Source organism: Noviherbaspirillum sp. FW303-A3 (genome assembly GCF_058788695.1).
Window position 1 is genome coordinate 3,130,878 of record NZ_JBYTAZ010000001.1, and the last position, 25,957, is coordinate 3,156,834.

A 25,957-nucleotide genomic window follows, 5' to 3' on the forward strand; every position below is an offset into this window, starting at 1 on the left:
CCGGCTACTTGACCGTGCCGGGCGCACGCCCGAGTTCGTGGAAGAAACGGTAGGCGCCGTTCCGCCCCTGCTTGGCCTCGTACATCGCGGTATCGGCCTGCTTGAGCAGCACCTCTTCGTCGTGGTGATCGTCGGGAAAGACACTGATCCCGATACTGGGTATCGCCAGCGTCTCGTGCCCGTCGATGTCGTAGGGTTGCGCAAGGGAAACCTGGATCTTCTGCGCCACCTGCTCCGCTGCCGCCAGCTTCTTGATGTCCGGCAGCATCACCACAAACTCGTCGCCGCCGAGCCGCGCGACGGTATCGGCGGCGCGTACGCAGCCCTGCATGCGTAATGCCGCCGCCTTCAGGATGTCGTCGCCGGCGGCATGCCCGTAGGTGTCGTTGATTTCCTTGAAATGATCCAGGTCCAGGTACAGCAGGCCCACCTTGGTGCCGTCGCGCAGCGCGCGCTGCACCGCCAGCTTCAGCCTGTCCAGCAGCAGGCAGCGGTTGGGCAGGCCGGTCAGCGTATCGTAGTGCGCCAGGAAATCCAGCCTCTCCTCGACCGCCTTGCGCTCCGAGATCTCGTAGAAGATGCCCGCGTAATTGGTGACCTCGCCTTGTTCATTCCGGATCGCGCTGATGGACAGGAACTTTGGATAGACGCTGCCATCCTTGCGGCGGTCCCATACGTCCCCCCGCCAGTGGCCGGTTTCCTGGATGCTCTTCCACATCTGTTCGTAGAAGGCCTGGTCGTGCCGGCCCGACTTGAGCACGCGCGGATTCTGCCCGACCGCGTCTTCCTTCGAATAACCCGTCAGGTCGGTGAACGCCTGGTTCACCGCGATGATGCGCGCCGCGGCATCGGTCACCACGATGGCCTGGCTGGTCGATTCGAAGACGCTGGCCGTCAACGCCAGCCGCTGTTCCATGCGCCGCGATTCGGTGAGGTCGTCGCCGATGAGGATGGTGCCCCGCACCTTGCCCGAATACTCGTGCAGCACGATCGCATGCCACAGCACATGGCGCGAGCCGCCGTCGGCGGCGCACATCTCGGCCTCGAATTCCGCGGCAAACACCGCGCGCGCGCCGCCGTCCGGATAAATCCTGTCCAGCAGACCGCGCCCGCCCGGGGCGAGGTAGTGTTCGAACAGCCTGCAGTTCATCAGCTCCGTGCCCGACGTCGCCAGCAGCCGGCACACACTGCCATTGGAATACATCACCCGGCCCTCGGTATCCAGCACCACCGCGATCAGCCGCGTCTGGCGCAGCAGCGTGATCATGCGCTGCGCCGAGTGTTCCAGTTCCGCTTCGCCTTCCTGGTACGCCGTCACGTCAAAGCACTGGGCCACGTAACCGGCCAGCTCCCCCGACGGAGCCAGCCGCACCATGCCCTGGTTCACGAACCAGCGGTACGCGCCGTCCGCCCGCTGGTAGCGGTACAGCAGGCGAAACGGTTGCCGTCCGGCGATCGCCTCTTCCAGCCCGCGCGCCACCGTGATCCTGTCGTCCGGATGCACGCGATCCTGCCAGCGCCAGCCCGTCTCCTGCTGCAGGCCGCGCCCGGTGAATTCCAGCCAGGAAGGGCTCACGAAATCGCACGCGCCCGTAGCGTCGCAAGTCCACACCAGGATGTGCGACGGGTAGGCGAGGAAATGGAAGTCGCCCTCCGCGCCGCGAGCGTCGATATGGTCGAATGGAATGGCTTGGTCATGCATGGTGCGGTCTGGGTAGATGGATGTAACAGTGCTTATCAGGCGCCGGTTCGACCGCGAAGGATTGCTCCGGATCCTTTCAACTCAGGGTAGTCCAGTTCAGGGATGTTAGATAGAAATTCTTTCGATGCGTCAGGGAAGCCCTTTCGTTTTCCCGGCATCGTGCCCGTCTTCTGCTCTTTTAATGTAGCGATTTATCGCCGGCAGATCGAATCGAAAACTTATCCTGGATCAAGAAAATCCAAAAATCCCATGGGCATGGCATACGCACTTTTCGCCGCAGCGTTTTAATCATCGGTTGGCCATCGCGGGAAGCGGCGGTTAAACCGCCCCGGCTTGCAGGCCAAGGAGACCGATAAAAAACAGCCCCGAGGACACATCCATGTCGCAAACCAAGTTCCTGCTTCCCGAATCCGACATCCCCACCCACTGGTACAACGTCGTCGCCGACATGCCCAACCGCCCGGCGCCGCCGCTCGGACCGGACGGCAAGCCGCTCTCGCCCGATGCGCTGTCGGCCATCTTCCCGATGTCGCTGATCGAGCAGGAAGTCTCCGCCGAGCGCTGGATCGCCATTCCCGACAAGGTGCGCGAGATCTACCAGCTCTGGCGTCCCACCCCGCTGTTCCGCGCCAGCCGCCTCGAAGCCTCGCTCGGCACGCCCTGCAAGATCTATTACAAGTTCGAAGGCGTCTCACCCGCCGGCTCGCACAAGGTCAACACCTCCGTCGCCCAGGCTTACTACAACGCCGAAGCCGGCATCAAGCGCATCGCCACCGAAACCGGCGCCGGCCAGTGGGGCAGCTCGATGGCATTGGCAGGACAAATGTTCGGCCTCGAAGTGCGCGTCTACATGGTCAAGGTCAGCTACCACCAGAAACCCTACCGCCGCTCCATGATGCAGACCTGGGGCGCCGAAGTCTTCGCCAGCCCGTCCGACATGACCCAGGTCGGACGCCGCGCGCTCGAAGAAAACCCGGACAACCAGGGCTCGCTCGGCCTCGCCATCTCCGAAGCAGTGGAAGAAGCCGCCTCGCGCGCCGACACCAACTACGCGCTCGGCTCCGTGCTCAACCACGTCCTGCTGCACCAGACCGTGATCGGCCTCGAAGCGAAGAAACAGTTCGACCTCGCCAACGACTACCCCGACATGATCTTCGCCCCCTGCGGCGGCGGCTCCAACTTCGGCGGCGTCGCCTTCCCCTTCTTCGCCGACAAGGCCGCCGGCAAGAACGTGCGCCTGGTCGCCGTCGAACCCACGTCCTGCCCGACACTCACGCGCGGCCACTACGCCTACGACTACGGCGACACCGCCAAGCTCACGCCGATGACCCTGATGTACACCCTCGGCCACGACTTCATGCCCCCCGGCATCCACGCCGGCGGCCTGCGCTACCACGGCGACTCCGCGCTCGTGTCCCAGCTCTACCACGAAAAACTGCTCGAAGCCGTCGCCGTGCCGCAGCTCTCCACCTTCGCCGCCGGCGTCCGCTTCGCCCGCACCGAAGGCATCATCCCCGCGCCCGAATCCAGCCACGCCATCGCCGCCGCCATCGACGAAGCACTGCGCTGCAAGGAAACGGGCGAAGCCAAGACCCTCTTCATCAACCTGTCCGGCCACGGCCACTTCGACATGGGCGCGTACGACAGCTACTTCAGCGGCAAGCTGCAGGACTTTGCATATCCGGAAGAAGAGATCAAGGCGGCGCTGGAGAGGTTGCCGAAGGTCGGCTAATCCTCCTCTGTCAAAAGCGCGCGCCGTACAACCCCTTCCCCTTCAAGGGGAAGGCAGGGATGGGGATGGGTTTCAGTAGCGATTCATGTACAGACTCACTCCGAGTACTTAAACCCCATCCCCATCCCCACCCCAACCCTCCCCTTGCAGGGGAGGGAATACCGACACTAAGGAGCCCCCATGAAACTGGAAACCCTGGCCGTCCACGCCGGCTACACCCCCGACCCCACCACCAAGGCCGTCGCCGTCCCCGTCTACCAGACCGTCGCCTACTCCTTCGACAACGCGCAGCACGGCGCCGACCTGTTCGACCTCAAGGTCCATGGCAACATCTACACCCGCATCATGAACCCCACGCAGGACGTGCTGGAAAAGCGCATCGCCGCACTCGAAGGCGGCATCGGCGCGCTCGCCGTCGCCTCCGGCATGACCGCCATCACCTACGCGATCCAGACCATTGCCGAAAGCGGCGACAACATCGTCTCCGCCAGCACGCTCTACGGCGGCACCTACAACCTCTTCGCCCACACCTTCCCGCAGCTCGGCATCGAAGTCCGCTTCGCCGACCCACGCAAGCCGCAAGACTTCGCCCCGCTGATCGATGCCCGCACCAAGGCCATCTTCTGCGAATCCATCGGCAACCCGCTCGGCAACGTCACCGACTTCGCGAAACTGGCCGAGATCGCCCACGCCCACGGCATCCCCCTCATCGTCGACAACACGGTGCCCAGCCCCTACCTGTGCCGTCCCTTCGAGCACGGCGCCGACATCGTCGTGCACTCGCTGACCAAATACCTCGGCGGCCACGGCAACAGCGTCGGCGGCGCGATCGTCGACAGCGGCAAGTTCCCCTGGGCGCAGCACAAGGAACGCTTCAAGCGCCTGAACGAACCGGATGTGTCGTATCACGGCGTGGTGTACACCGAAGCCCTCGGTCCCGCCGCTTACATCGGCCGCGCCCGCGTCGTCCCCCTGCGCAACATGGGCGCCGCCATCGCACCGATGAACGCCTTCCTCATTCTGCAAGGCATCGAAACGCTCGCGCTGCGCATGGACCGCATCTGCGACAACGCCAAGCGCATTGCGCACTTCCTTGAGAGTCATTCCAAGGTGGCGTGGGTGAACTATGCCGGCCTGGAAAACCATCCCGACTTCCCGCTGGTGAAGAAGTACATGGATGGATGTGCGTCGGGCATCCTGTCCTTCGGGCTGAAGACCGTGGACAAGGCCGATCCGCGTGCGGCGGGTGCGCGTGTGCTGGATGCGTTGCAGTTGTTTACGCGGCTGGTGAATATCGGGGATGCGAAGTCACTGGCGACGCATCCGGCATCGACTACGCATCGGCAGTTGAATCCGGAGGAGTTGAAGAAGGCGGGGGTGTCGGAGGATATGTTGCGTCTGTCTATCGGCATCGAGCATGTGGATGATCTGATTGCGGATTTGGAACAGGCATTGAGCAAGGCCTGACGGGTAGGGTGCGCCATGCGCACCTTGCCGGCTACCGTTAATCATCCAAGGTCCAGGATGTGGTGATCGCCCCATCCTGCGCTCTTGCCGAGGCAAAAACAGGCATGAGAAAGAATCCGCCCTTGGCATCCTGCCGCCGCCATTCCGGCGCGGTAAGCACAAAGCATTCATCTCCCTTGTTCAATTGGAAGGCCTTCTGGAAGTTCACCACGTCGGCGAAGATCCACGACGTCGAAAGTGAAGGGGCCATGTCCTGTTGGATAACGATACGTTTTCCAATAAACGGCCCGGTCCAGGGTGGAGTCTGTTGTCCCATGATGTAAAGCGCGATGCAAGCGAGAACAGCAACGACAAGAAGGACCTTCAAGAGGAGTGATGATTTCATTTTGACGCGGAATGGTTGATTCGTTTCTTCAAGCGCTTTGATCGGGACACGACCAGCAGCAACTCCTTCGGGCTGACCGGCGTAACGAAGTAGCGCGGATCATGCGCCAGTACGCCGATCATTGCCAGCACATCCGCAACGTTGGTCGAGCAGTTGTTGGAAAACAGGCTGTACTTTCCGTTGGATCGGACGCGGCGTTCGAGCTCGGTCTTTATCATCTGCTTTTTCCTGTTTGACACGCGAAGTATCAGGCTTATGGAATTGCGATGTAGGAGGTTTGAAGTGCTCGCTCGATCGATAGAGATACAGGGCCTGGCTTCATATATTCGCCCCCCGAAACGGATCGTCGGAACGGGTGTGTAAGACATCCTCTTCCCATAATCATGGAATGACTTGGTCGATCTAAATGCGTTCTAATGATTTCTTTGCGGAAATGCATGTTCAGGATAGATTTTGGGAATCGCGGGGTGTCCCTACATATTGTCATCATCTCCTGAAGGCATAAAAACAAGGAGATTTTATGGATTTCATTGATCAAATCAGGGCGCTCGCGACTCGTATCGAAGGCACGAAAAGCCTAATTCAAACGGAAGAGGCAACGAAGAACGCGATGATCATGCCGTTCATTCATGCGCTCGGTTACAACGTGTTTGATCCCCTGGAAGTCACTCCTGAGCTAGTAGCCGATATTGGAACCAAGAAGGGAGAGAAAGTTGATTACGCCATCCTAAAGGACGGCAAGCCAATCATGCTCTTTGAATGCAAGAAGTGCGGCGGTGATCTGAGCATTAACCATGCCTCCCAACTGTTCCGCTATTTCCACGTTACAGAGGCAAAGTTTGGCGTACTCACGAATGGACTGGTGTACCGCTTCTTCACCGATCTTGAGATGCCTAACAAGATGGATGAGAAGCCATTTTTGGAATTCAACATTCTTGACTTTAAAGACCAAGATGTTGAAGAACTTAAAAAATTCGCCAAGTCGGCCTTTGACGTCGAAAAGATTCTCACGACCGCCAACGAGTTGAAATACACTCGGTCGATTCAAAATCTCCTTGCTGAATGGATGAGTAACCCCTCGGAGGATTTGATTCGGCTACTCGTCACTTCTGCAGATCTCCTTGCAGGTAAACGTTTTACGCCAGCAATCAAGGAGCAATTCGCGCCGATTACCAAGAGAGCATTCCAACAACTAATCGGTGATCGGATCAATGATCGACTCAAGGTTGCGATGTCTCCGGATCCTGTGATGAATACGGGCGAGCCCACACCGACAACTTTAGCTACTGACGTCGAGACGGAAGAAGTCCGTACAAGCCTGGAAGAGGTCGAGGGATTTCACATCGTGCGCGCGATTCTGCGAGAGATGGTCGATGCCAGAAGGGTAGTGATGCGAGATGCTCAAACTTACTGCGCTGTTTTGTTCGACGATAATAATCGCAAGCCTATCTGCCGCCTCCGGTTTAACAATTCCGCACGACTACAGATTGGCCTCTTCTCGGGCAAGGAAGAAGAGAGAGTCACGCTGTCGGACCTCTCAGACATTTATAAGTACGCAGACAAGTTGAAAGCGACTGTCAGCAGCTACGTTGGCGAAATTAACGATGCAACAAAGACGTAAGGCAATAGGAGGCAGGCGGTACTAGTGGAGAGGCAACGATTGAAAACGGCGGGGCCATGTCTTGCGATCCTAATAAATGCTCGGCTGCAAGATCTGAAAATCATCTAGCCGGCCTCCCTCTGCGGTAATGCGGAGGGGTTACAGTAAGAGAGCAATGACGAGTTGTTCTCACCTGAACCTGGAGGCCGGTATGAACAAGTATAGCGGGATCGATCTGCATTCAAACAATTGCGTAGTTGCGGTGATTGATGACATGGATCGCGTGTGTTGTCAGCAGCGTGTACCAAACGACTTGGCCGAAATTATTGCGCTGCTGACGCCATATCGAGAGGAGTTAGTCGGCGTCGTGGTGGAATCGACCTACAACTGGTATTGGCTGGTTGATGGCCTGCAGCAAGCTGGGTATCAGGTTGAGCTGGCCAACACGACGGCCATCGAGCAGTACAACGGGTTGAAGCACAGCGGTGACGAACACGATGCGCGACATCTGGCGCATTTGCTACGGCTGGGCATTTTACGTACCGGCTATATCTACCCAAAGGAACTGCGCGCGGTTCGGGATCTGGCACGCAAGCGCAGCCAGCTGGTGCGCCTGCGCACCATGCATGTGTTATCGATAGAGAATCTGGTGGCAAGACAAACAGGCGGACGCATTTCCGGCAACGCAGTCAGGCAACTCACAACGGACGCGGTTGCGCAATGGGGATGGCTGCCCGATGCCGCCTTGGCAGCACAAGCCAGTCTCACCGTCATGCATGCCGTCAATGACGTTATTGTGCAGCTGGAAAAGCGATTGTGCGAGCGTGTGCGACTGCGACCAGAATATGCCGTACTGAAGTCGGCGCCAGGCATCGGTGACGTGCTGGCGACTACGATCATGCTGGAAGCCGGCACAATTGATCGCTTTGCCCAGGTCGGCAACTTCGCCTCCTATGCGCGGTGTGTTGACAGCGCACGCTATTCCAACGGGAAGAAGAAAGGCGAAGGCAACCGCAAGAACGGCAATCGTTATCTGGCATGGGCGTTTGTCGAGGCCGCCCATTTCGCGCTGCGGTACAACGACGCCGCGAAACGCTTCTACGAACGAAAGAAAGCAAAGACGAATGCCGTTGTGGCCACCAAGGCACTGGCGCACAAACTGGCGCGCGCCTGCTATTACATGTTGAAGGAGCAGTGTGACTTCGATGAACGACGCTGCTTCGCTTGACGGTTAAGGCGGTGCCGGCGAGCCAGGATATGGGGTTGGTCCTCAACCAGCAGATCTGAATGGACGCCGCTGCACCGCCGCCCGAACAGCAAGCTTGTCGCCCGGGCCGTGAGCCAATGTGGGGTTGGCATCGACTATCGAAAGCCATTGATCTGTCAGTTTTTTGTTTTGAACACGGGACGGTACCAACGTTTTTCTGGGGCAGTGCAGACTGCCAGGGCCGACAGCAGCCATACCGCTGTCGCGCTTGATCCTGATGGGTGACTGGTGCGACTTCTTATCGTAACCAGACGAGCGAAAAAACGGGCGCGATGCGGCAGCTGTGCGGGAACGAAAAGCAATTGCGTCGCGGTTATCACCGCGACGCCGGGTGAATTTTCTTTCTTGACTACGGCCGGCTAATGGGTGACCCCATTCTTTCGCATTTTCACCGCGAGGAGTCGGTGCCGGGGCAGAAGGTGAGAAAGGCGTTTGGCGTGTTGGAGAAATGAAGCTTGTTCCGCATCGGCCAAAGTGAATTTACATTCAATATCGTACGAAATAATAAACGGCCACTCCTGAGGGGGAAGAATCGATGATCAATCAAATCGACATTGCGAGCTTTGGAAGCTTCAGTGACTTGACTTGGAAAAAGAGCATTCGGGATCGTGGAAATACCGTTCAGGATTTCAAGAAATTGAACATTTTGTACGGGCGAAACTACTCCGGAAAGACCACTCTGTCACGAATCTTCCGATCCATGGAGACAAAGTGTATTCCGCTCAATTACGCTGTCCCTTCTTTCACTATCTATGGTGATAACGGTAACGTCACCCACGCTGGTATCCAAACTCACGGCTACAACGTTCGGGTCTACAACAGAGACTTCGTGACTGACAATCTTAGTTTCCTTGTTAATCAAATTAGTGGGGAAATCAAGACATTTGCCATCGTTGGCGAGAAAAACAAGGAAATTGAAGATGCAATCGCTGCCATCGAGGCAGAGCTTGGAAGTTCAGATACGAAAGCCGGCCTTCGATTTGATTTGGACGGAAAGAAGAAGGAGCGAGATCGAACCAAAGCCAATCACAAGGCGGCTTTAGAGTCACTTGACGAGAAGCTGCGGTTTCATGCCAACGATAAGATAAAAAAGAATCGCAATTACGGAAACTCTGTCTACAACATCGAAAGCATCAAGCGGGACATCGCAGCCACCAAGAAGACTGGATTTAAGCCGCTGAACGTAGCAGAGCAGGAAGTCAAACTTTCCCTGCTTAAACAAGATGCCCTTCCTGACATTACTAGCACGATAAATATCCGGCTAAAAATTGAGAGAATCAAGGAGGCTGCTGCAGGTCTTCTATCCAAAAGCATTACACCTACCCAGCCTATTCAAGAGCTACTTAATGACAGCGTTCTCCAATTGTGGGTAAAGCAAGGTATTCCTCATCACAAGGGAAAGAGAGATACATGCGCCTTCTGTCGCCAGAATCTACCACATGAGATTTGGCAGGAATTGGACTCCCATTTCAGCAAAGAGTCATCTGATTTGGAATCATTGATTGACGCTTGCCTGAGTTCGATCACCGCAGCATTTGATGAAATTCCTGAATTTGTCACTTTGACCGGAGATAGTTTCTATTCCGAAGAGAAGGTCGCATTTGAATTGAGCAAGAAGGCCCTTGACCAAGAATTGGCCGTCTACAAAAAAAATTTGGAAACCTTGAAATCTGTACTGGAAGCAAGGAAAGTCAGCCTCTTTCAAAGCGTCGCGATGCCGGAGATTAGGTGTGATGCAGCGGCGATCGAAAAACATGCCAGCGATATCAATGACCTCATTGCCAAAAGCAATGGTCGGACGAAGACATTGGAACAGGATAAAAGTGCTGCTCGGGACGCGCTGAGGCTTACTGATGTAGCCTCTTTCATGAGCGCAATCAACTATGACTCCGAACTTACACGTATAGCTAGCCTTAAGAGGGATGCTGAAGCAGCCCATACCGCTTTTACGGATGTCGAGAATGGTATATCCGATCGCGAAGCAAAGGTCGCTCAGCTTCGCGGCCAGCAGAAGGATGAGCGCAAAGGCGCGGAGAAGGTCAACGCACTGCTTAATCACTTCTTTGGCCATGACGGAATCAAGCTTGAAGCAAAGGACAACGCAGAAAAGACAGCGGTCAAGTTTGAAGTCACGCGAGATGGGAAGTCGGCCTATAACCTGAGTGAAGGCGAATGCAGTTTGATTGCATTTTGCTATTTCATCGCAAGACTGGAAGAGCCAGAAAGCAAAGGTAAGGAATTGATCATCTACATTGACGATCCAATTTCTAGCTTGGACGGTAATCACATCTTCTTTATGTTCAGCCTCATTGAGAGCCTTATCGCCAAGCCAGTTAAGAACGCTGACGGTTCCAATAGCTATCGTTACGAGCAACTGTTCATTTCCACGCACAATTTGGATTTCTTAAAGTACTTGAAACGATTGTCTATTCCGAAGAAGAAGATCGCGGCAGGCGAAGGCAAGACCAAGAGCGTCGAGAATGTCGAGCACTTCATGGTGGAACGTAATGGTGCCACCAGCAATATCGTGCTCATGCCCACCTAATCGCGGTGTAATGTCTAGAGCTCTCCGTATGGCGGGTTTTGAAGTCACCGCCGAGGCAGTTGCTTCTCCTTTCGGGCGCCGACCTGATGCAAAGCGCGAGACGTCGTCCAAAGCAGAGAGTGTACGTAAACAGATGGTGGAGGAGCGAGATAAGAGGTCGCGAAGTGAACTTCGCGACAATGTCGAACATAGGAAGGTGTTTGACGGACGATTCCGAGGTCGGGAGATAGCACTCGAACTTCCGCGCGGGATCTTGGTGAACGAAACTTCGGTAAAGAAAGTGATAATCAGGCAAGGTGTCAACAGCGAGGCCTTGCAGGAACTTGAGCAAAGGCCGACGCTGGCGGAACTCGCCGACGAAGAACACGCGCCGTGGACACGGCTCATTGGTCAAAGTGTGGTGGAGGCAGACGGACCAACCGCGACCATGCGCGTCGGCGATGTCTTCCGCTCCGAAATCCTTCTAAAGTGAAGCAATGAGAAACGTTCTTAGCCGGGGACGCCCATGATTACGTCAGCCGGGAATTGCTGGGGGGGCCTGCTGGGACATTGAGCGAGCGCGATGGACTGGCTGGAAAGTCCCCCGCAGACCCTGACCAAGGATGTGGCTTGCAGAACTACCTGCAGTCCCAGATGAAATCCGCCGACGACTGAGTTGCCTCAGTACGCGCCGCCTCTCTCGGCGGCGCGGCTCAATAATCCGTCGTAATCGTCAAATGATGCGGCCCCCCCCCACAAGCCAACCGATTCTTCCAAAGCACATTCACCATCGCATGCTCCGACACCCCCAGATGCTGCGCCATCGCCTGGGTGCCGAGCACAGTCGCAGCCCGTATCGCCCGCTCCTCGACGCTATGCCGCACGATGAGCGTGAACCGATCGATCTTCACCGCCAGTTCCGCTGAATACCGCAGCACCTTGATCGACCGCATCACGCGCGGCATCTGGTAGTTGGCGGCGACGATCACATCGCAGTCGATTGCGGTGCCTTGATCGATGAGATACCCCGCGTACCACATGACCGCAAGCTGCGCGCGCATGAGGTAGGTGTCCTGGCCGTACGCAACCCGGAACCGCTTCGCCAGCCGTTCCGCATCGTCGGAGGTCAGGCGCCCGGTGTCGCCAGCGGCAACAAGTTCGGCGGCGGCCTGTTCCAGTTGATCGTCCAGCAGGACTTCGCGCAGGAAGTGCGCGCGCCGCCTCGGCATGGAAATGTCGCCGAAGGCGTCGACGACTGTTTTCTCCGCGCCGGAGCCCAGGACTTCGCGCAGCTTTGCCGGCGTCGGTTCCTCGCCCCACGCATGATCCAGCGCAGCCGTCAGGCCGTCCGCACCGCCCGCGCCGTTCCATTCGTACCGCGCCATGCCTTCCGGCGTCGGCGTCCAGAACATGAAGTTCAGGCTGTTCAGCACGATGCCGTAGGCCGCCGCGTTTGCATGCGTCTGGCCGGCGGGCTTTTCCGACAGGCCGGTGGTGGCGTGGCTGAAGCGGTCGGCGCGCACAGGCAGGCGTGCGATGGCGTCCGGATCGACGGCGACGAGGTCAGGGCAATAGTCCAGGCGGGCCTGGGCGAGGAGGCGTTCTTTGGCGGATAGGGAATTGCTCATGGGCACTATCGTACTCCAGGGATGTCCCGGCTCCAACACCATGCATCCCGCAAACAGAAAATGCTACGAATCAGCCGGACATGCGCCTATAGTCAATTTATGCGAGTCATCCTCGCAGCGGACATGACGGCCGTTCCACAGCATGCCGGCCGGAAAACAAATCGGTCACCTCGTCACCCCGGGAGCCGAAGGAGACATCCCCATGAAGCGCGCCGCCATCTTCACCTCGGTTTTCCTGGCCCTGATGACCATGCAGAGCGCGAAAGCCGCCGAAACCAAGTCGCTGCAGCACAAGAAGGTCCGTTCCCAGCAGGAAAGCCTGATCCGCGTCGTCGATGGCGCCTGGGGCGATGCCGCTCCCTGGCAGATCGAAATGCTCCTCAACGCGATTGCCGACGAAATGCTCCAGCATTTCCCGAACCGGCGGCTGCATCCCATCGTGGTATCCCACGCGTCCGGCGGACCGGTCGTGCTGTTCCAGAAGGGGCCGGGCAACGAATACCAGGTGATGCTCTCCGCGCGGGACCAGAACTGGGCGGAATACGTGTACGAGTTCTCGCACGAGCTGGTCCATATCCTTGCGAACTACGAACATCACGCCAGGCCGGAACATCGACGGCATCAGTGGTTCGAGGAGATGCTGTGCGAGACGGTGTCCCTCTACATGCTCAAGCACTTTTCCCTCACCTGGGACGCCGCGCCGCCATTGCCGGAGGCGGGCGGATATGCGCCCGCGCTCCAGGCCTTCACGCGGCGCGCGCTGTCGGACCGGCACCGCAGACTGCCGGCCGGCGTCTCCTTCGAACAATGGTTCCGCACGACCGCGCCGCGGCTGGTCTCCAGTCCGTACATGCGCAAGGAAAACGAGCTGATCGCCAGCCTGTTCCTGCCGCTGGTCGAGCAGAGCAGCGACTGGCGTGCAGTGGCCTACCTCAACGCCGGCGATCTGCCGAAGGAATCGAGCTTCCGCGAGTTTCTCGTGCACTGGCACCGGGCTACGCCGCGGCACCTGCGCGGCTTTGTCGAGGAGTCGATGCAGGTCTTTCGTTTCGACAAGCCGCTGGATCTCGAACCGGCCTTTGCCTCGGGAATCGAGGCAAAAAGCACGACGGTCACGCACCGGAATGGACCATTGAAGCCGCTCTGATGACCGGTATTCAGCCGGGCGACGATTTTCCTTGAAGTCACGAAAAGCGCGACATATAGTGGGTTGGCACCCATGCTATGCGCTTCTTCTCGGTGGCTCCTGAAGCACGGGACAGTTCGAGTCTGCCTACCCGGCGGACTGAATTGCGCCAATCACGCAAGACCTGCCTCGCCTCCCCCTGCCGCTGACCTGAGTCAGCCCCTTCCCACATCCCGTTGGTCGCCGGCTGACTGCAACCGCATTCACTGAACGCACTCGCAGTAGCCGCGCGCACACGGACGACTGCAAGGAGCGAGGCGGCGCGCGCTGCTTTCCGGCAGTGCGTCGTCAATTGTTTGCTTGATCGGAGGTCAATATGAAAACCACACGATGCATCTCCCGAATAACAGCGCTTTCGGTACTGGCCGTGTCCGGCATCGCAGTTGCCGACGTAGGAATGCGCGATGGGGAAGACTTCTTCCGCGATTTCAAATCCACCAAATCGCGTGCAGAAGTACGGGCCGAAATGGAACCGGCACGTGCTCCGTCGACCATGACCAGCAGCGGGGATAGCGGCGTCAAGGGCGTATCCGGTTCGCGCTACTCGGGCAAGACGCGCGAAGAGGTGCGGGACGAACTGATCCAGCACCGCAAGACCCATGATCCTTATTCTCCGAAGGATATCTATTTCGGCGGCTGAATAGCTTCCGCATGAATGGCCGCCTGTCCTCACCCTGCGTCCGGTGAGGCGAGGCGGTCATTTTGCATGGATCCCCGCGACAGGAGGGCCATTCCTGTCTTCCTCGCGATTTGATCAAGCACAAATCGCCACAGGCCAGTAACTGCCATTTACACGGGCAGAATCTACACTCTCCCCACCTGTCACCGCAGCCCCGGACGATGCGCCATGCCGGTTTCAGCATCATGTGCAGCTTCAGCCGCAGCGCCGATATCCAGGGCGTGCGCTGGTGGCTGCTGGTCAGCGGCATCCGCGATCCGAACAAGGTGTTCTGGTTCCATGCGCTGTCGCCTGTGATGCTTCCCTTCATTCTTTACGCGTACATGCAACGCCAGTACGACCCCTTGAAGAAAGTGATGACGGTCTACCCCGGCTTCTTCAATGAGATCGACATCGTCAACCGCACGCGCGAGCTGCAGTTCGTGGCGTTCGAAACGCTGGTCGAGGTGCTGGAATCGTTCGGCATCGATACCAGCGATCTCAAGCAGCAGAAGGCCAACATCCTGAGCATTAACGTCAGTGGCGGACAGACTTCGTTCGGCTCGGTGGTCCAGGGCGCGATGAACAGGGTGTCCGGCATGGCCGGCGTGGATGGAGGCGCGAAGACATGACGAACAGGATGAACATCAACGTCTCGGGCGGGACGGCATCCTTTGGCGCCGTATCGCAGGGGGATGCGGCACGCGTCAGCGGCACAGCCGCCGTCACGCAAGAGGAGGCCGAACACCGTTTCCGTTCGGCGGAGCAGGATGTGCGCGCGCTTGCCGATGCGCTCGGGAAGACGAATGCGGAAATCGAGGCCGTGCTTGCGCGGATGAAGGCGCTGAAAGAACGCGCACTGGACGCACCCGGGAATACGGAAGAGGGCGCGGATATGCTCAAGACGGTGCGGGAGAATTTCTCGTGGGCTTATCCGGCGATCAAGGATTTTGCGAAAGCGGTGTGGCCGCTTGTGATTGCGGCAATAGGTGCCTGAGCGCCCTTGCCCGGACAAAAAACGGAAAGAACCGGGCACGGTCGCGATTTTCTGAACATAAATTAAGGACATGCGAAAGCCGGGCCGCGACAATTCCGCCTGGCACGGGCGCACGTCTGCCCGTGCCGTCCCCTCAACCATCGATTACCCAGAGAAGGAATATGAACCGTTACCTTTGTATCGCATTCGCCGTTGGCAGCATCGTTTCAACCAGCGCATTCGCAGACGTCAAACTTGCCACCGCAAAGAACTGCATGGCATGCCACGCCATCGACAAGAAAGTCGTCGGCCCCGCATTCAAGGAAGTCGCCGCCAAGTATGGCAGCCAGAAGGGCGCCGAGGATGCACTCGTGCAGAAGGTGCTGAAGGGCAGCACCGGCGTGTGGGGCGGCATGCCGATGCCGGCCAACGTGGGCGTCAGCGATAAGGAAGCCAAGACGCTGGTGCAGTGGATTCTGCAGCAGAAGTAACAGGGTAGTCCTGCCTCCCCTCTCCCGCTGGCGGGAGAGGGGCCGGGGGTGAGGGCGCTTGCCAAGACCTCCTGCAGTCTCGCAGCCCCCTCATCGAACAGTGTTGCCAGCCAGACGCTCTATCCTCTTCAATGCAAGCCCAACCCGTCGCGAATTCCCCACACCGCGTCACGATTCTCCCTCTGTTCCTCCATTCTTTGACACTCCCCAAGCTTGCCCCGCAGTGAAGTGATATTCACTGAGAAGCAGCACCGCGATTCACGCCGGCGCTGCTTCCTGCGAAGAAAAACAATCTATGGAGGCAACATGAAGATCAAGACACTCGCCGCCTTGCTCGGTATCTTTGGCGTCGTGCCGGCCCTCGCACAAACCAGCATCTCCATCTACGGCATCGCCGACGCCGGCATCCAGGCGTCGCGCTTCGGCAACGGCACGCAGTACAACCTCGCCAGCGGCATGGCCGATGGATCGCGTATCGGTTTCAAGGGGACGGAAGACCTGGGCGGCGGATTCAAGGCAACGTTCACGCTGGAGTCGCGCTTCGAGCTGGATACCGGCGAACTCCGCAATGGCTATCTCGGGAAGAATCCCGACTTCGCGCTGCTGCAAGGCGCGCCGCTGCCGGCGGCAAGCTCGCTCGCGCTGGCGACCGCGCTGGGGCTGAACCCCGCTGTCGTCAACGCCGGCGGCGCCTTGTTCGACCGCACCGCGATGGTGGGGCTGATCACGCCGGCCGGCGCCATCCTGATGGGACGCCAGTACACGCCTGCCTACGAGATCGGCGCGATGGCCGATACCTTCGAAACCGGATCGGTGGGCGGCTGGGGCAGTATCACGACGGGCACCAGCGCGCTCTATACGCCGGGCGTCGCCATTCGTTCGAGCAATGCGATCCAGTACCGGATGCAACTGCCGAACGGTCTTGGCGCGTCGCTGATGTACAGCCCGGAAGACCGCGGCTCCGGTTCGCTCGGCGTGTCCAACCGCTTCGTGGGCGGCCATGTGAAATACCAGGCGCATGGCTTCAACGTCGGCATCGGCTACAACCGGGAGGACGATCCGTTCGGCGCGCGTTCATTGCGCACGGGTGTCGTCGGCGGCTCGTACACCATGGGCAAGATGAAGTTCTTTGCCGGGTACATGACGATGAAGAACGAGAACCCCGGTATCGGCTTTGCGCTCACACCGACCGTCACCACCGCGCTGGGCGCCGCCGGCGCGGCGCTGGTGCCGACCGTGGTGGCCACCATCAACACGAATGCGCGGCTGGATGCGAAGAGCGCATCGCTCGGCATGCACTACACCATCGGCGCGGGGCGCTTGATGGGTGCCGTTGCCCATACCAAAAATGACTTGTTCGCCGAAAGCGACGTGACCCTGATCTCGCTCGGCTATGACCACAACCTGTCCAAGCGCACCGACGTGTACCTGTTCTTCGCGCTCGCCAACAACGAGGCGAATGCGCAGTATGCGTTGGGAGGGGCGGGGTACAGCGGCGGTTTCACCACGCGCGGCGGGCAGGATGCGCGGGCGGTGCAGCTAGGTGTGCGGCATCGGTTCTGACTTGCATGACGGGGTGGGTGCGCGGGGCGCACCCTACCATACCCTGAGCCAAGCCCACACGGAATCTCGCGTCACGTAAAGGTCTCGTAAAGGCTTTCGTTGAACCTGTCGTCCTCTTCCGGAGGAAGTCCTGGCTCTGCGCCAGGACCTGGGAAGATTCAATCCGTTCGAGGCGGGCTGAAAAAAGTACTGGACCTCATCATGAGTGGGGTTCCAGGAACGCGTGCGGCGACAAGGCGACGCGCTACGCCATTGATGGTGTCTTCGAATGCATGAAAGATATCCATCTTCCCTGCATCCGAAAAATCCATGTTCTTGTGGGCCGACAGCTTGTCCAGCGCGTCGTCCGTGATCAGGCATTCGCGAGGAAGCGAATCGACGCGTACGGTAAAGACGACTCCTTCGGAGGTCGGCAGCGGTTGTGGGGTGTAATGGCTCATGGGGGGCTCCTGATTAGTGATTGATATTGACGGCATGGCTCGCGCTCAACGTGATTGAGTCCTTACAAAGGTTGCTCAATGAGGAGGGAATGGTCCGCAGGAGGCTTTGAGGGAAAACAGCGTGGTAACAGCAGTGACGCAGATTGTTCACATGCACCCTGCTATGACACCAGATACCCGATTAAGTTTGGTATCGGGAAAAATATTAAAAATGCCACCGCACAAGATGGCATGCGAAACGATCGTTCAGCACGGTTGGACGAGAAGGTCGGCCACGACACGCAGCACGTCCGGGTGGTGGACCATGCCCATGTGGCTCACGCGATTGACCTCGATGTTGCGGTGACGTCGCGATTCCTTTCCCAGGCATCCCTGCCAGGCTACGACGCCGTCGGTCTGCGAATAAATCGATGCAGACGGCACCGGCGGGTCGACTCTCAAGCGATCCAGCAAGGCATCGTCTACCGCGTAGGCGCCTCCGTTCAAGAGGGTAAGGAGCCATCCTGCATGGGTAGAGTCGCGCTTGTTCGTGAATGGCGTGGCCAACGTAATGACTTGCCGCACCAGCTTTGGATACTTCTTTGCGAGCTCGCGAGCGTAAATTCCGCCGAGACTCCAACCGATCAGCGAAACAGATCGGCCATGCCGTACATGTATCCGTTGGAGATGCGTGCCCAGGCGTAGAAGCCATTCGTCAAAGTCGGCATCCGGCCAGTTATTGATGCCCTGCTCCCAGTCATAGAGTTCGTATCCCAACTGCTGCAGGCGAACGCGCAAGTCTGCAGTCGCCGCCCCGCTGAGGGCAAGACCGGGAAACACAATCACCGGGCGCCCGTCGCCGCGCGGCAACGACTCGGCAGGGCCAACAATACCGGCAACGTAATCCGATATCGCCCTGAGCGGTTCGAGCGCGAGAAGAACCGCGTTAGGCGGTTGAAGTTTGATGTCGTCGATAAGTTTCTCCAGGATATGTTGATGCGGACAAGCCTTGTCAAAAGTATGCGCCTATTTCTGATGCAGTGCACAATTAATCTCGATCATGCTGGAAGCAACATTCCATCCTGCACATTGAGCGCCTGAAGCAAGAGAGCCGATTGTCAAACAGTTATGAACCTATGGCGGATTCCCTACTCGTACTGAAGCCGCGCGCCACAAACGACATGCGTCGCTGCTTTTATTGACTACCGTACTGGACCCCCTTGTGACTACTGCCTCTCCCTCTACCAACGTATTTGCCGCTCAAAATCCCTTCCTCGCCGTATCGACAAAAATTGCCAACGTCTACAGCGAAGCCCTTCGCCAGAACATGGAATACCTGACCGTCAGCTCGGCAAGGATCATTCAGGAACAGACCATGAAGGCGTGGACGAATGCCGCTCAGTCCTGCAGCAAGGCGCTCGCCGACAACGTCATGTCCAGCCAGCAGAAAGCGATTCAACGGATGGCGGATGCGAACCAGAAAGCTTTCGGAATCCTCGCCTGGGACATGAGCCCCTTCAAAATGCAACCGATGAACGCGCTCGCCTCCTGGTTCCCTGCCGTGCCGGACATGTTTCCCTCGCCCAAGTCAAAAGCCAGGCGCGTGAAGTAAATTCGCCTGTTGTGACAGCGAGCATCATCATGGAAATGGAAAGAGTGCCGGCGGCAATGCCCCAGGAATCGCTTGCCGATGAAGTTGTTGCCACGCTCGCTGCCGTCGTATCCAATGCGTCGGCGCCCGATTCCGCAAGCAGGGCGCTCGAAAAGGATGCGCCATGCGGCCCGCCGCGCGCGATCTAGTCGCGCGTCGTGGGACCAAACAAAACCACTAGCGATCCAGCTATCTAAAACTCGACGTTTTAGATACGCGTAAATGATTGATCCCAATTACGCCCTAAGAGTTGGTTCGCGCGGGCAAATACGGCGCTCAATTGGAGCGCCTAGCGGAATCTTCATCGAAAACGTATTCTGATAGACGCCAATTCCTTCGCGTTGATAACCGCGAGATACGCTGCGGACCTTTATTTCGAGCGCATGTGCATCAGCTACAATTTTTGCGATGTACAGTCCCATGCCGGAGCCCTCGTGGTGCATAGTGCGCGAATGCTTACCGCGATACGACTGCTCGAAAATCTTTGATTTCTCTTCTTCGGTAATTGGCGGGCCCGATGACTCTACCGACATTTCTACTTCTCGGTTTGTCGACGAAAAATTGATGCTGATGTCACTGTCAAAGGAGTATTTGATCGCGTTCTGGAGTAAACAAAAGGGAATAATTTTGAATGACTCGTAAAGGTCTACCTCATGCCGGAGACTACCAATAATGTAGATTTTTTTATTCTGTGAAGCGCCTTCGGCTCCTAACAGTATTATTCTTATTTTGTCGACCATTTTGTAAAGATCAACAGATCTCTTCTTGCCAAAAGCCGCCGAGGATGGATTGTAGAAAATGTCTAGATAATCAAATGCATCCACAAGCATTGTGCTGGCTTTGTAGAGTGATTTCATTTCCTTTGTTGCAGATTCAAAATTTGCCGAGAAATCCTGATCCTTGTTTCTAACAACCATCTTCTGTGCGATAACGTTGATTTGCCTGGCCCATCGACTAACTTCATGAAATGATCCGAGGGCAATCGGATCCGTTGCACTAGAAGAAATGGCATCCCTCAGCTTTTGAAGTCTGTCTAGCCATTCATAGATTTTTCCCTCCTTAATCGACCGGTTAGTGAGTCTATTTCTGTACTCCTTATTGACCTTCGTCCAGTCATCGACATACCCGCACACAACTACACTTTCCTTCCCGATACTTTTCTGCAAGTAGGCTAATCCATGCTTGCAAAAATACTTCCCCTTGCCCTGCATACATTCAGAAGCACAGATCGGAGAAAAGTCGAAACGAGAACCCGTGATGGGAGCACCATCAATAAGTATTGGCCAAGGTGTATACAGTGCGCCGGTTTGCAGGGCCTTTTTAATTAGCATAGGAATCCTTGATCCGGTTTGCCTTAGATACCAAAAGCGCCGTATCCAAATGGCGATAATTGTTTACAAGTTCAGATCGGAGTCTTTCTAGAGAGATCTTTTTTTCTAGGAAGGAGAAAATTAATTGAAGGACTTTGCTTTTCTCCTTTTCATCCCTACTTTTTGCCATGATCTCGCTATCTATTGCATCAGCGGATTTATAGGGGGAAAATTTTTCCTCTAAGAGGTCTTTGATTACCTCTTCACATTGGAATTCGCTAACCGGCTTCTTTAATACGTCGTCTGCAGCCCTAAAGTAATCGCTGGCAGTTGGATCGAATCGTGCGCCTGAGACAGCAACAACAATTGGAGCATCTGGTAGCTCTTTGATTTTTCTAATGAGATGTAGTCCGCCGTATTTTGGATCTTCTTTCACTACACCCATCATGTCTAAAAAAACTAGATCGTTCCCAATTAATTTTGACGCCTCGGAAAGTGAGATCTTGTCATACACGAGAACTTGGCCAAACATGCCCCTTAAGTAATCAATAGGAACATCGGTAGGGTTATCATCAACGACTACTATCTTTACCTTCTTGTTATCAAAGTTGTAGTTCGTTAGGTGTGTTGCGATGTGATCGCCAACGCTAAGGTAGCGTCGTTTAGTGAACCATCCCAAAATCTTCTCCCGCTTGTGATACATCCCATAACCAACTCCAAAAACAGGGCTGAGTGCCAACATGTTTGCTAGCCAGCCTAGACCTTCAAAAAAGGACGTGATCTCCTGAAACATCCTGAAAAAGCCTTTCGTTAGTTATTCTTGTTGATCTTATAAAGCTAAAAATTGTGAAACAAATATGAATTCCAAAAAGGCGTGCGCTCGGGTTTATCAACAATACTTAGGAAAAAGGTGATTGAGAACATAGATATATTTTTTCGCCCCAATAATTCAACTTTGGTTAACAATCTGGTGATTGAATTCACGAGATCACTTTGAAAATGGACGACTCGTCCTACTCAATTTCCTACCAAAGTCATCTTCCGGACAAATGATTTCGGGAGCCATGGCTTTGCAGTTTTCATAAACTCCAGAAGTTCGTGGCGCTGAACGCACACCACATTTGGCGGTCGCGAGCCGGAATACAGCTCGTTCGATTGAAAAAGAAATACCTTTAAACCTTCGTTAGCATAGTCACGTGGTCGAAGTTCGCTGTTGCCAGTCTTGACTTGCGCAAGTGCACGTTCACCTGAGGAAGAATTCACGGCAAGGTACTCGAAACTCATGGTGTCTCCCTTTCTTGAATTTGGAAGCACATACCATCCTTTGCTTTGCATGTATAAAAATAGGAGATCCTCCGTTTCTTCGTCGTCAAGCATCATGAAAACATCTGAAAACATCTGTTTGTCAATTTCATAAATGGGATGGCCTGACAGCATGTTCCATAAATACTTTGAGTATTCCCTAGCCTTCTTGTCTGCAATTTCCTGAATAGTCCTGGTCGCCCTAAAGCAAGCGACGACCTTTCCTGGAACTTCATCGATTGCGACAGGGAGAAATTCACACCGGAAGATATTGGCGATGTCGATGTCTAGTCGCTGAGCTTCTTCGTTAGTCCAGTATTCCCATCCCGAGGTCACGCGTGCTAAGTAGTACCGGCTCATTGGGTCACGCGTCCAAACTAGATCTCCTTCGGAGACCCTTTTATGAATGTACTTACAGGAATCGAGCTTCTTGTAGATCGCTGATGCTTCTTCGTAGTACTCCGACCACGAAATGATGTTCTTATTTGACTCAGTTCGCCATCCCACCCCTAGGAGTGCGTTCTTCAAGCAGTAGTTGAACGTTTCTCGCATCGTGGCAGTACCACCTTGTGGGCGGATATGAATGCGAAAGAGATACATCAGTTTTTCCTTAGTTGTTAGACGAGAGTCGATGTCAGAAATGGGATGTTGGCCGAACAAAACGGAAGATTAGACATTGCATCCAAATTTTCGGCTATCCCATGAACACACGACGGAGAATGTCTGACATCTCGAGCTAAGGAGCATGCTATGCGTTAGGGTACTGTGGATGAGATCAATACGCTGTTTCAAGTAATTTGAAGTCTATTCAGTTCTAATCTCTTTATTCAACTCTCAATATGGCCAACGGTGGAATTTTTGTATCCATGCGTCATTTCTTATCCTGTATTTAATGATTCTCATCTTGTTTCCTAGAACACTTTGCGGGGCGATAACTACTTCTTGCAATCACTTGCATCTGTGGTCAAACTCGACGGACCAGAATCAATATCATGAGAAGTCAGATACCCAATTCATGAAAAGCAAAAAGTTAGGTGCTTTCCAGCAAAGACTATGGGCAGTGATCGTTTTGTCGGTAGCGTTCCCTCTCGCCGCAACCGCCGAAGGCATCCTCAAAAAAATCTCCACCCGCCCCGACGTCAACACAACCCTCTTCTGGGAACCCACCGATAACCCCAAAGCCACCGTCCTCCTCTTCCCCGGCGGAGATGGCGGCTTCGGCAAGGTCGTCAATGGCCGCGCAAGCAGCGGCAACTTTCTCGTTCGCAGCGCGCATCAGTTTCGCGCGAACGGTTTCAATGTCGCCATCTTCGGCCGCCCCAGCGACAGGCCCGCACTCGACTACCCGGCCCGCATCAGCGACAACCATGTCGCCGACATCCGCGCGGTGCTCGACCATCTCAAGACCCTGAGTCCGGCGCCGGTCTGGCTCGTCGGCACCAGCCGCGGCACGATTTCAGCGACCGCTGCGGCCATCAACCTCAAGGACGCCGGTATCGCGGGCATCGTGCTCACGTCCAGCGTCGTCAGCTTCAGCAAGGTCGGCGCGGTGCCGACGCAGAACCTGGCGGCGGTCACGGTGCCGGTGCTGGTCCTGCACCATGCGAAGGATTCCTGCCATGTCACCCTGCCGCACGAAGTGCCGTACATCCTGCGCGGACTCACGAATGCGCCGGTCAAGAAAGCGGTGATGGTGGATGGCGGCGCCAATCCCGCCGGCGATTCGTGCGAGGCGATGCACTGGCATGGCTTCATCGGGATGGAAGAGGAAGCGGTAAAGATCATCACTGACTGGATCAGGCATCCCTCATCCTGATCCGCTACGGGCGTTTGCCACCGGCCATTGCCCCGTAGATGTGTCCTCGCGCCCCCTGTTGGCGCAAGCGCGCATCCATGTTCCAATGGAGGCGGATCATTTCCGATAAGCGAGCCGCATCCTTATGGCAATCAACCTGCAGGCAGTTGAAGATTTAATCAAGGAAATCGAACTGGCGGACCCGATCGACTGGGGAATGCTGAACATCAATGAAGACGACGCCGTCCACCTGATCGCCACGTCCGTGGTGGAACACTACGAACAGAATATCCGGCCCATGTCGGAGGCAGACCGCGAATACATCTTCGTTTCGTCCATCGCCAAGCTGACGCTCGAGAACTTCGTGCTCAACGTCAAGCTTGCGCAGGCGACGCGGTCCGGCAGCTGAGGAAGCTGCAGCCACGGGCGGCCGGTCGTTACTCCGGCTGCTATGTCCGCGCCACTGTGTCGGGCGATGCTTCCGACCATACGCTGGCGAGTGATGCGGACCTTCACACTTGCGGCGCATGATTGCGCTGGCGCCCGTGGCCTGGTCATTGTGCGCTTGTTTGTTCGTGGGCGGCGGTGCTGCCTTCTTGTCTTTTCATGAGGCGCTGCCGAAACCCATCCCCATCCCGACCTTCCCCTTGAAGGGGAAGGGGGAAAGCCTCGCTGCGGTTACGGGAGGACGATGACCATCCATCCCATGCCGAACTTGTCCGCCACCATGCCGAAGCAGGGCGAGAAGAAAGTCTTGCCGATCGGCATCTGCACGGTGCCGCCTTCCGCCAGCGCGTCGAATGCCTTGCGTGCGCTCTGTTCGTCCGGAAAATCGACCGTGAGCGCGAATCCCTGGAAGGTGGCGGGGCCGGAGCAGCCGCCGTCGGAGGCCATGACAGTCGACGAACCGATGCGCAGGGTGGCGTGCATGACCTTGTCTTCGGAATTGGGCGCGATGGCGCCGGGCGGCGGCGGGTCGGGCGCGTCCTTGAAGCGCATCAGTTCGGTGACCTCGGCGCCAAGCGCGCGGGCGTAGAACGCGAACGCCTCTTCGGCGCGGCCGTTGAAGAACAGGTAGGGCTGGACTTGCATGGAACTCTCCTCTTGTCTGGTGGCAATGCAAGGAATGTCGTCTGGGATGGCGCGCGGGGCCCATCACTTCCACGACGATCGGGAGCGGCCGGAATCGACATGGTGCGCGCATTTTTTTCGTGCTGCTTGCGGGCGAAGCAATCGCCGGCAATTTGGTGTACTTTGCTTCAAGTATCCCTTGTACAGCCTGGCCGGCGACTGGGTGATGTACTGGCAGATCCTGACCGGGAAGATCCGCTTCTAGGCCACGTGCCGCATGCGCTGTCCGGCATTGCCCGCATAGGCCTGCAGCAGCGCCTGCTTCGACTGCCGGATGAAGCGGGTCATCTGCTGGTCGTCCGCGCGGCACGCCAGTCCCACCTTGCGCTTCAGTTCGCTGCCATGCCTGATCGGCCTGACCACCGCATGCATGAGCCCCTCGCAATGCGATTCCGGCAGGAGTGCGATTCCGACTCCCATGTCGACCAGCGCAGGCACGGCTTCCTCCCGCACCACCGACGCGCGGATATCGGGCTGGATGCGCTTGCGTGCCATCGCCTGGGCGAAGACCCGGCTCAACGGGCATTCCGGGCGCGCGATGAAGGGCGCGCCGTGCAGGTCGGACGGCTCGAGCTGCGCCTTGAAGCGCAGCGGGTGGTTGCCGGGGATGAGCGCGACGTAGTCTTCTTCCCATAGCGTCAGCATCCATTCGTCCGCGCGCTTGTGCTGATCCGACGCCAGCTTCAGGTCGAAGGCTTCGCTTTCCTGCACCAGCCTGAGCTGCATGCCCGGTATCTGCCGATAGAGCAGGTCGATCAGCGGACCGGCGCGGCGCACCGGCATGTCGCAGGCGAGCTGCAGGCGCAGTTCGCGCTGCGGCGGGGCGGTGAAGCTTTGCACGATGGCGCTCGACTCCGCCAGCAGGTCCTTTGCCCGAGGGTAGAGCTTGTCGCCGTCGGCGGTCGGTTTGAGGCCATGGCGGGTGCGCTCGAAGAGGATCGTGCCGAGCGTGGTTTCGAGATTCTGGATCGCGATGCTGATGGAGGGCTGGGCGATGAAGCAGCGCCTGGCCGCGCCGGTGATGGAGCCTTCTTCGTAGGCGGCGATGAAGTATTTCAGGGCGCGGAGGTCGAACATGGGTTGTATAGGTAAATTATTGAAGATGAATATTTATTAAATATTATGACTATTTGTTGATTGGCGCTAGAGTGGGGGAAGCAAGGGGGAGCG

The 25,957-nt window shown here is 56.8% G+C and carries 27 protein-coding genes; 16 read left to right on the forward strand and 11 right to left on the reverse strand.

What is annotated here, in order from left to right:
* Window positions 1–4: 4 nt before the first annotated feature.
* Entirely contained in the window at window positions 5–1,702 is a 1,698-nt protein-coding gene (locus tag AC3WOY_RS15090; protein ID WP_492425159.1) for a sensor domain-containing protein, read from the reverse strand.
* A gap of 379 nt (window positions 1,703–2,081) precedes the next feature.
* On the opposite strand from AC3WOY_RS15090, the gene AC3WOY_RS15095 reads away from it, so the two are divergent.
* On the forward strand, window positions 2,082–3,434 hold the full coding sequence (locus AC3WOY_RS15095) for a TrpB-like pyridoxal phosphate-dependent enzyme (RefSeq protein ID WP_492425161.1): 1,353 nt from the start codon (window positions 2,082–2,084) through the stop codon (window positions 3,432–3,434).
* A 180-nt stretch (window positions 3,435–3,614) separates the two neighbouring features.
* Window positions 3,615–4,901: an O-acetylhomoserine aminocarboxypropyltransferase/cysteine synthase family protein gene (locus tag AC3WOY_RS15100; protein ID WP_492425163.1), complete on the forward strand. Its 1,287-nt coding sequence runs from the start codon at window positions 3,615–3,617 to the stop codon at window positions 4,899–4,901.
* Window positions 4,902–4,938: 37 nt separating this feature from the next.
* Here AC3WOY_RS15100 and AC3WOY_RS15105 read toward each other — a convergent pair whose 3' ends face one another.
* Together AC3WOY_RS15105 and AC3WOY_RS15110 are read right to left on the reverse strand one after the other, a co-directional pair.
* Window positions 4,939–5,286 (reverse strand): hypothetical protein, encoded by a 348-nt coding sequence (locus AC3WOY_RS15105; RefSeq protein WP_492425165.1) that lies wholly within the window; start codon window positions 5,284–5,286, stop codon window positions 4,939–4,941.
* On the reverse strand, window positions 5,283–5,504 hold the full coding sequence (locus AC3WOY_RS15110) for a hypothetical protein (protein ID WP_492425167.1): 222 nt from the start codon (window positions 5,502–5,504) through the stop codon (window positions 5,283–5,285). The genes AC3WOY_RS15105 and AC3WOY_RS15110 overlap by 4 nt, the downstream gene beginning before the upstream one ends.
* Window positions 5,505–5,806: 302 nt before the next feature.
* Between AC3WOY_RS15110 and AC3WOY_RS15115 the strand changes: the two genes are divergently transcribed.
* The 4 genes from AC3WOY_RS15115 to AC3WOY_RS15130 all read left to right on the forward strand — a co-directional run bounded on the left by AC3WOY_RS15115 (window position 5,807) and on the right by AC3WOY_RS15130 (window position 11,170).
* On the forward strand, window positions 5,807–6,907 hold the full coding sequence (locus tag AC3WOY_RS15115; protein WP_492425169.1) for a type I restriction endonuclease: 1,101 nt from the start codon (window positions 5,807–5,809) through the stop codon (window positions 6,905–6,907).
* Window positions 6,908–7,097: 190 nt separating this feature from the next.
* A complete protein-coding gene (locus tag AC3WOY_RS15120) occupies window positions 7,098–8,114 on the forward strand; it encodes an IS110 family RNA-guided transposase (RefSeq protein WP_492422772.1) in 1,017 nt (338 codons plus the stop codon).
* Between the two features lie 574 nt (window positions 8,115–8,688).
* Window positions 8,689–10,698, forward strand: a complete 2,010-nt coding sequence (locus AC3WOY_RS15125) for an AAA family ATPase (protein WP_492425171.1) — start codon at window positions 8,689–8,691, stop codon at window positions 10,696–10,698.
* Between the two features lie 28 nt (window positions 10,699–10,726).
* Complete coding sequence (locus AC3WOY_RS15130) at window positions 10,727–11,170, forward strand: hypothetical protein (RefSeq protein ID WP_492425173.1); 444 nt, start codon at window positions 10,727–10,729, stop codon at window positions 11,168–11,170.
* Between the two features lie 220 nt (window positions 11,171–11,390).
* On the opposite strand, the gene AC3WOY_RS15135 is transcribed toward AC3WOY_RS15130, so the two are convergent.
* Window positions 11,391–12,305, reverse strand: a complete 915-nt coding sequence (locus tag AC3WOY_RS15135) for a queuosine salvage family protein (protein ID WP_492425175.1) — start codon at window positions 12,303–12,305, stop codon at window positions 11,391–11,393.
* Window positions 12,306–12,507: 202 nt separating this feature from the next.
* On the opposite strand from AC3WOY_RS15135, the gene AC3WOY_RS15140 reads away from it, so the two are divergent.
* The 6 genes from AC3WOY_RS15140 (at window position 12,508) to AC3WOY_RS15165 (ending at window position 17,179) form a co-directional block, all read left to right on the forward strand.
* Window positions 12,508–13,452, forward strand: a complete 945-nt coding sequence (locus tag AC3WOY_RS15140; protein WP_492425177.1) for a hypothetical protein — start codon at window positions 12,508–12,510, stop codon at window positions 13,450–13,452.
* A 355-nt stretch (window positions 13,453–13,807) separates the two neighbouring features.
* Window positions 13,808–14,131 (forward strand): DUF4148 domain-containing protein, encoded by a 324-nt coding sequence (locus tag AC3WOY_RS15145; RefSeq protein WP_492425179.1) that lies wholly within the window; start codon window positions 13,808–13,810, stop codon window positions 14,129–14,131.
* A 200-nt stretch (window positions 14,132–14,331) separates the two neighbouring features.
* Complete coding sequence (locus AC3WOY_RS15150) at window positions 14,332–14,781, forward strand: hypothetical protein (RefSeq protein ID WP_492425181.1); 450 nt, start codon at window positions 14,332–14,334, stop codon at window positions 14,779–14,781.
* Window positions 14,778–15,146 (forward strand): hypothetical protein, encoded by a 369-nt coding sequence (locus AC3WOY_RS15155; protein WP_492425183.1) that lies wholly within the window; start codon window positions 14,778–14,780, stop codon window positions 15,144–15,146. Before AC3WOY_RS15150 ends, AC3WOY_RS15155 begins: the two co-directional genes overlap by 4 nt.
* Before the next feature lie 161 nt (window positions 15,147–15,307).
* Window positions 15,308–15,616 carry a c-type cytochrome gene (locus AC3WOY_RS15160; RefSeq protein WP_492425185.1) on the forward strand — a complete coding sequence of 103 codons (309 nt, stop codon included), beginning with the start codon at window positions 15,308–15,310 and terminating at the stop codon, window positions 15,614–15,616.
* Window positions 15,617–15,922: 306 nt separating this feature from the next.
* Window positions 15,923–17,179, forward strand: coding sequence for a porin (locus AC3WOY_RS15165; protein ID WP_492425188.1), 1,257 nt, complete (start codon window positions 15,923–15,925; stop codon window positions 17,177–17,179).
* Between the two features lie 158 nt (window positions 17,180–17,337).
* On the opposite strand, the gene AC3WOY_RS15170 is transcribed toward AC3WOY_RS15165, so the two are convergent.
* Together AC3WOY_RS15170 and AC3WOY_RS15175 are read right to left on the reverse strand one after the other, a co-directional pair.
* Window positions 17,338–17,619, reverse strand: coding sequence for a DUF1488 family protein (locus tag AC3WOY_RS15170; RefSeq protein WP_492425190.1), 282 nt, complete (start codon window positions 17,617–17,619; stop codon window positions 17,338–17,340).
* A 246-nt stretch (window positions 17,620–17,865) separates the two neighbouring features.
* Window positions 17,866–18,444, reverse strand: a complete 579-nt coding sequence (locus AC3WOY_RS15175) for an alpha/beta fold hydrolase (protein WP_492425192.1) — start codon at window positions 18,442–18,444, stop codon at window positions 17,866–17,868.
* A gap of 376 nt (window positions 18,445–18,820) precedes the next feature.
* Here AC3WOY_RS15175 and AC3WOY_RS15180 point away from each other — a divergent pair, with 376 nt between their 5' ends.
* Together AC3WOY_RS15180 and AC3WOY_RS15185 are read left to right on the forward strand one after the other, a co-directional pair.
* Window positions 18,821–19,210, forward strand: a complete 390-nt coding sequence (locus AC3WOY_RS15180; protein WP_492425194.1) for a hypothetical protein — start codon at window positions 18,821–18,823, stop codon at window positions 19,208–19,210.
* A gap of 29 nt (window positions 19,211–19,239) precedes the next feature.
* Entirely contained in the window at window positions 19,240–19,398 is a 159-nt protein-coding gene (locus AC3WOY_RS15185) for a hypothetical protein (RefSeq protein ID WP_492425196.1), read from the forward strand.
* Between the two features lie 87 nt (window positions 19,399–19,485).
* On the opposite strand, the gene AC3WOY_RS15190 is transcribed toward AC3WOY_RS15185, so the two are convergent.
* The 3 genes from AC3WOY_RS15190 to AC3WOY_RS15200 all read right to left on the reverse strand — a co-directional run bounded on the left by AC3WOY_RS15190 (window position 19,486) and on the right by AC3WOY_RS15200 (window position 22,461).
* On the reverse strand, window positions 19,486–20,580 hold the full coding sequence (locus AC3WOY_RS15190; protein WP_492425198.1) for a sensor histidine kinase: 1,095 nt from the start codon (window positions 20,578–20,580) through the stop codon (window positions 19,486–19,488).
* Window positions 20,570–21,352: a hypothetical protein gene (locus AC3WOY_RS15195; protein WP_492425200.1), complete on the reverse strand. Its 783-nt coding sequence runs from the start codon at window positions 21,350–21,352 to the stop codon at window positions 20,570–20,572. Before AC3WOY_RS15195 ends, AC3WOY_RS15190 begins: the two co-directional genes overlap by 11 nt.
* Before the next feature lie 224 nt (window positions 21,353–21,576).
* On the reverse strand, window positions 21,577–22,461 hold the full coding sequence (locus AC3WOY_RS15200; protein WP_492425202.1) for a protein kinase family protein: 885 nt from the start codon (window positions 22,459–22,461) through the stop codon (window positions 21,577–21,579).
* A 415-nt stretch (window positions 22,462–22,876) separates the two neighbouring features.
* Between AC3WOY_RS15200 and AC3WOY_RS15205 the strand changes: the two genes are divergently transcribed.
* Both AC3WOY_RS15205 and AC3WOY_RS15210 read left to right on the forward strand, forming a co-directional pair.
* Window positions 22,877–23,677: an alpha/beta hydrolase gene (locus tag AC3WOY_RS15205; RefSeq protein WP_492425204.1), complete on the forward strand. Its 801-nt coding sequence runs from the start codon at window positions 22,877–22,879 to the stop codon at window positions 23,675–23,677.
* Between the two features lie 124 nt (window positions 23,678–23,801).
* Window positions 23,802–24,065, forward strand: a complete 264-nt coding sequence (locus tag AC3WOY_RS15210) for a hypothetical protein (protein ID WP_492425206.1) — start codon at window positions 23,802–23,804, stop codon at window positions 24,063–24,065.
* A 269-nt stretch (window positions 24,066–24,334) separates the two neighbouring features.
* On the opposite strand, the gene AC3WOY_RS15215 is transcribed toward AC3WOY_RS15210, so the two are convergent.
* Together AC3WOY_RS15215 and AC3WOY_RS15220 are read right to left on the reverse strand one after the other, a co-directional pair.
* A complete protein-coding gene (locus AC3WOY_RS15215) occupies window positions 24,335–24,748 on the reverse strand; it encodes a VOC family protein (protein WP_492425208.1) in 414 nt (137 codons plus the stop codon).
* A gap of 240 nt (window positions 24,749–24,988) precedes the next feature.
* Window positions 24,989–25,864: a LysR family transcriptional regulator gene (locus AC3WOY_RS15220; protein WP_492425210.1), complete on the reverse strand. Its 876-nt coding sequence runs from the start codon at window positions 25,862–25,864 to the stop codon at window positions 24,989–24,991.
* Between the last annotated feature and the right edge of the window lie 93 nt (window positions 25,865–25,957).

Excerpts from the sequence above, each read along its gene's own strand:
- AC3WOY_RS15165 (WP_492425188.1), top strand. The coding sequence starts at position 15,923 with ATGAAGATCAAGACACTCGCCGCCTTGCTCGGTATCTTTGGCGTCGTG.
- AC3WOY_RS15210 (WP_492425206.1), top strand. The coding sequence starts at position 23,802 with ATGGCAATCAACCTGCAGGCAGTTGAAGATTTAATCAAGGAAATCGAA.
- AC3WOY_RS15160 (WP_492425185.1), top strand. The coding sequence starts at position 15,308 with ATGAACCGTTACCTTTGTATCGCATTCGCCGTTGGCAGCATCGTTTCA.
- AC3WOY_RS15115 (WP_492425169.1), top strand. The coding sequence starts at position 5,807 with ATGGATTTCATTGATCAAATCAGGGCGCTCGCGACTCGTATCGAAGGC.
- AC3WOY_RS15090 (WP_492425159.1), bottom strand. The coding sequence starts at position 1,702 with ATGCATGACCAAGCCATTCCATTCGACCATATCGACGCTCGCGGCGCG.
- AC3WOY_RS15205 (WP_492425204.1), top strand. The coding sequence starts at position 22,877 with ATGAAAAGCAAAAAGTTAGGTGCTTTCCAGCAAAGACTATGGGCAGTG.
- AC3WOY_RS15125 (WP_492425171.1), top strand. The coding sequence starts at position 8,689 with ATGATCAATCAAATCGACATTGCGAGCTTTGGAAGCTTCAGTGACTTG.
- AC3WOY_RS15105 (WP_492425165.1), bottom strand. The coding sequence starts at position 5,286 with ATGAAATCATCACTCCTCTTGAAGGTCCTTCTTGTCGTTGCTGTTCTC.
- AC3WOY_RS15150 (WP_492425181.1), top strand. The coding sequence starts at position 14,332 with ATGCGCCATGCCGGTTTCAGCATCATGTGCAGCTTCAGCCGCAGCGCC.
- AC3WOY_RS15215 (WP_492425208.1), bottom strand. The coding sequence starts at position 24,748 with ATGCAAGTCCAGCCCTACCTGTTCTTCAACGGCCGCGCCGAAGAGGCG.
- AC3WOY_RS15185 (WP_492425196.1), top strand. The coding sequence starts at position 19,240 with ATGGAAATGGAAAGAGTGCCGGCGGCAATGCCCCAGGAATCGCTTGCC.
- AC3WOY_RS15100 (WP_492425163.1), top strand. The coding sequence starts at position 3,615 with ATGAAACTGGAAACCCTGGCCGTCCACGCCGGCTACACCCCCGACCCC.
- AC3WOY_RS15200 (WP_492425202.1), bottom strand. The coding sequence starts at position 22,461 with ATGTATCTCTTTCGCATTCATATCCGCCCACAAGGTGGTACTGCCACG.
- AC3WOY_RS15095 (WP_492425161.1), top strand. The coding sequence starts at position 2,082 with ATGTCGCAAACCAAGTTCCTGCTTCCCGAATCCGACATCCCCACCCAC.
- AC3WOY_RS15110 (WP_492425167.1), bottom strand. The coding sequence starts at position 5,504 with ATGATAAAGACCGAGCTCGAACGCCGCGTCCGATCCAACGGAAAGTAC.
- AC3WOY_RS15140 (WP_492425177.1), top strand. The coding sequence starts at position 12,508 with ATGAAGCGCGCCGCCATCTTCACCTCGGTTTTCCTGGCCCTGATGACC.
- AC3WOY_RS15155 (WP_492425183.1), top strand. The coding sequence starts at position 14,778 with ATGACGAACAGGATGAACATCAACGTCTCGGGCGGGACGGCATCCTTT.
- AC3WOY_RS15145 (WP_492425179.1), top strand. The coding sequence starts at position 13,808 with ATGAAAACCACACGATGCATCTCCCGAATAACAGCGCTTTCGGTACTG.
- AC3WOY_RS15170 (WP_492425190.1), bottom strand. The coding sequence starts at position 17,619 with ATGAGCCATTACACCCCACAACCGCTGCCGACCTCCGAAGGAGTCGTC.
- AC3WOY_RS15190 (WP_492425198.1), bottom strand. The coding sequence starts at position 20,580 with ATGCTAATTAAAAAGGCCCTGCAAACCGGCGCACTGTATACACCTTGG.
- AC3WOY_RS15220 (WP_492425210.1), bottom strand. The coding sequence starts at position 25,864 with ATGTTCGACCTCCGCGCCCTGAAATACTTCATCGCCGCCTACGAAGAA.
- AC3WOY_RS15130 (WP_492425173.1), top strand. The coding sequence starts at position 10,727 with ATGGCGGGTTTTGAAGTCACCGCCGAGGCAGTTGCTTCTCCTTTCGGG.
- AC3WOY_RS15195 (WP_492425200.1), bottom strand. The coding sequence starts at position 21,352 with ATGTTTCAGGAGATCACGTCCTTTTTTGAAGGTCTAGGCTGGCTAGCA.
- AC3WOY_RS15120 (WP_492422772.1), top strand. The coding sequence starts at position 7,098 with ATGAACAAGTATAGCGGGATCGATCTGCATTCAAACAATTGCGTAGTT.
- AC3WOY_RS15135 (WP_492425175.1), bottom strand. The coding sequence starts at position 12,305 with ATGAGCAATTCCCTATCCGCCAAAGAACGCCTCCTCGCCCAGGCCCGC.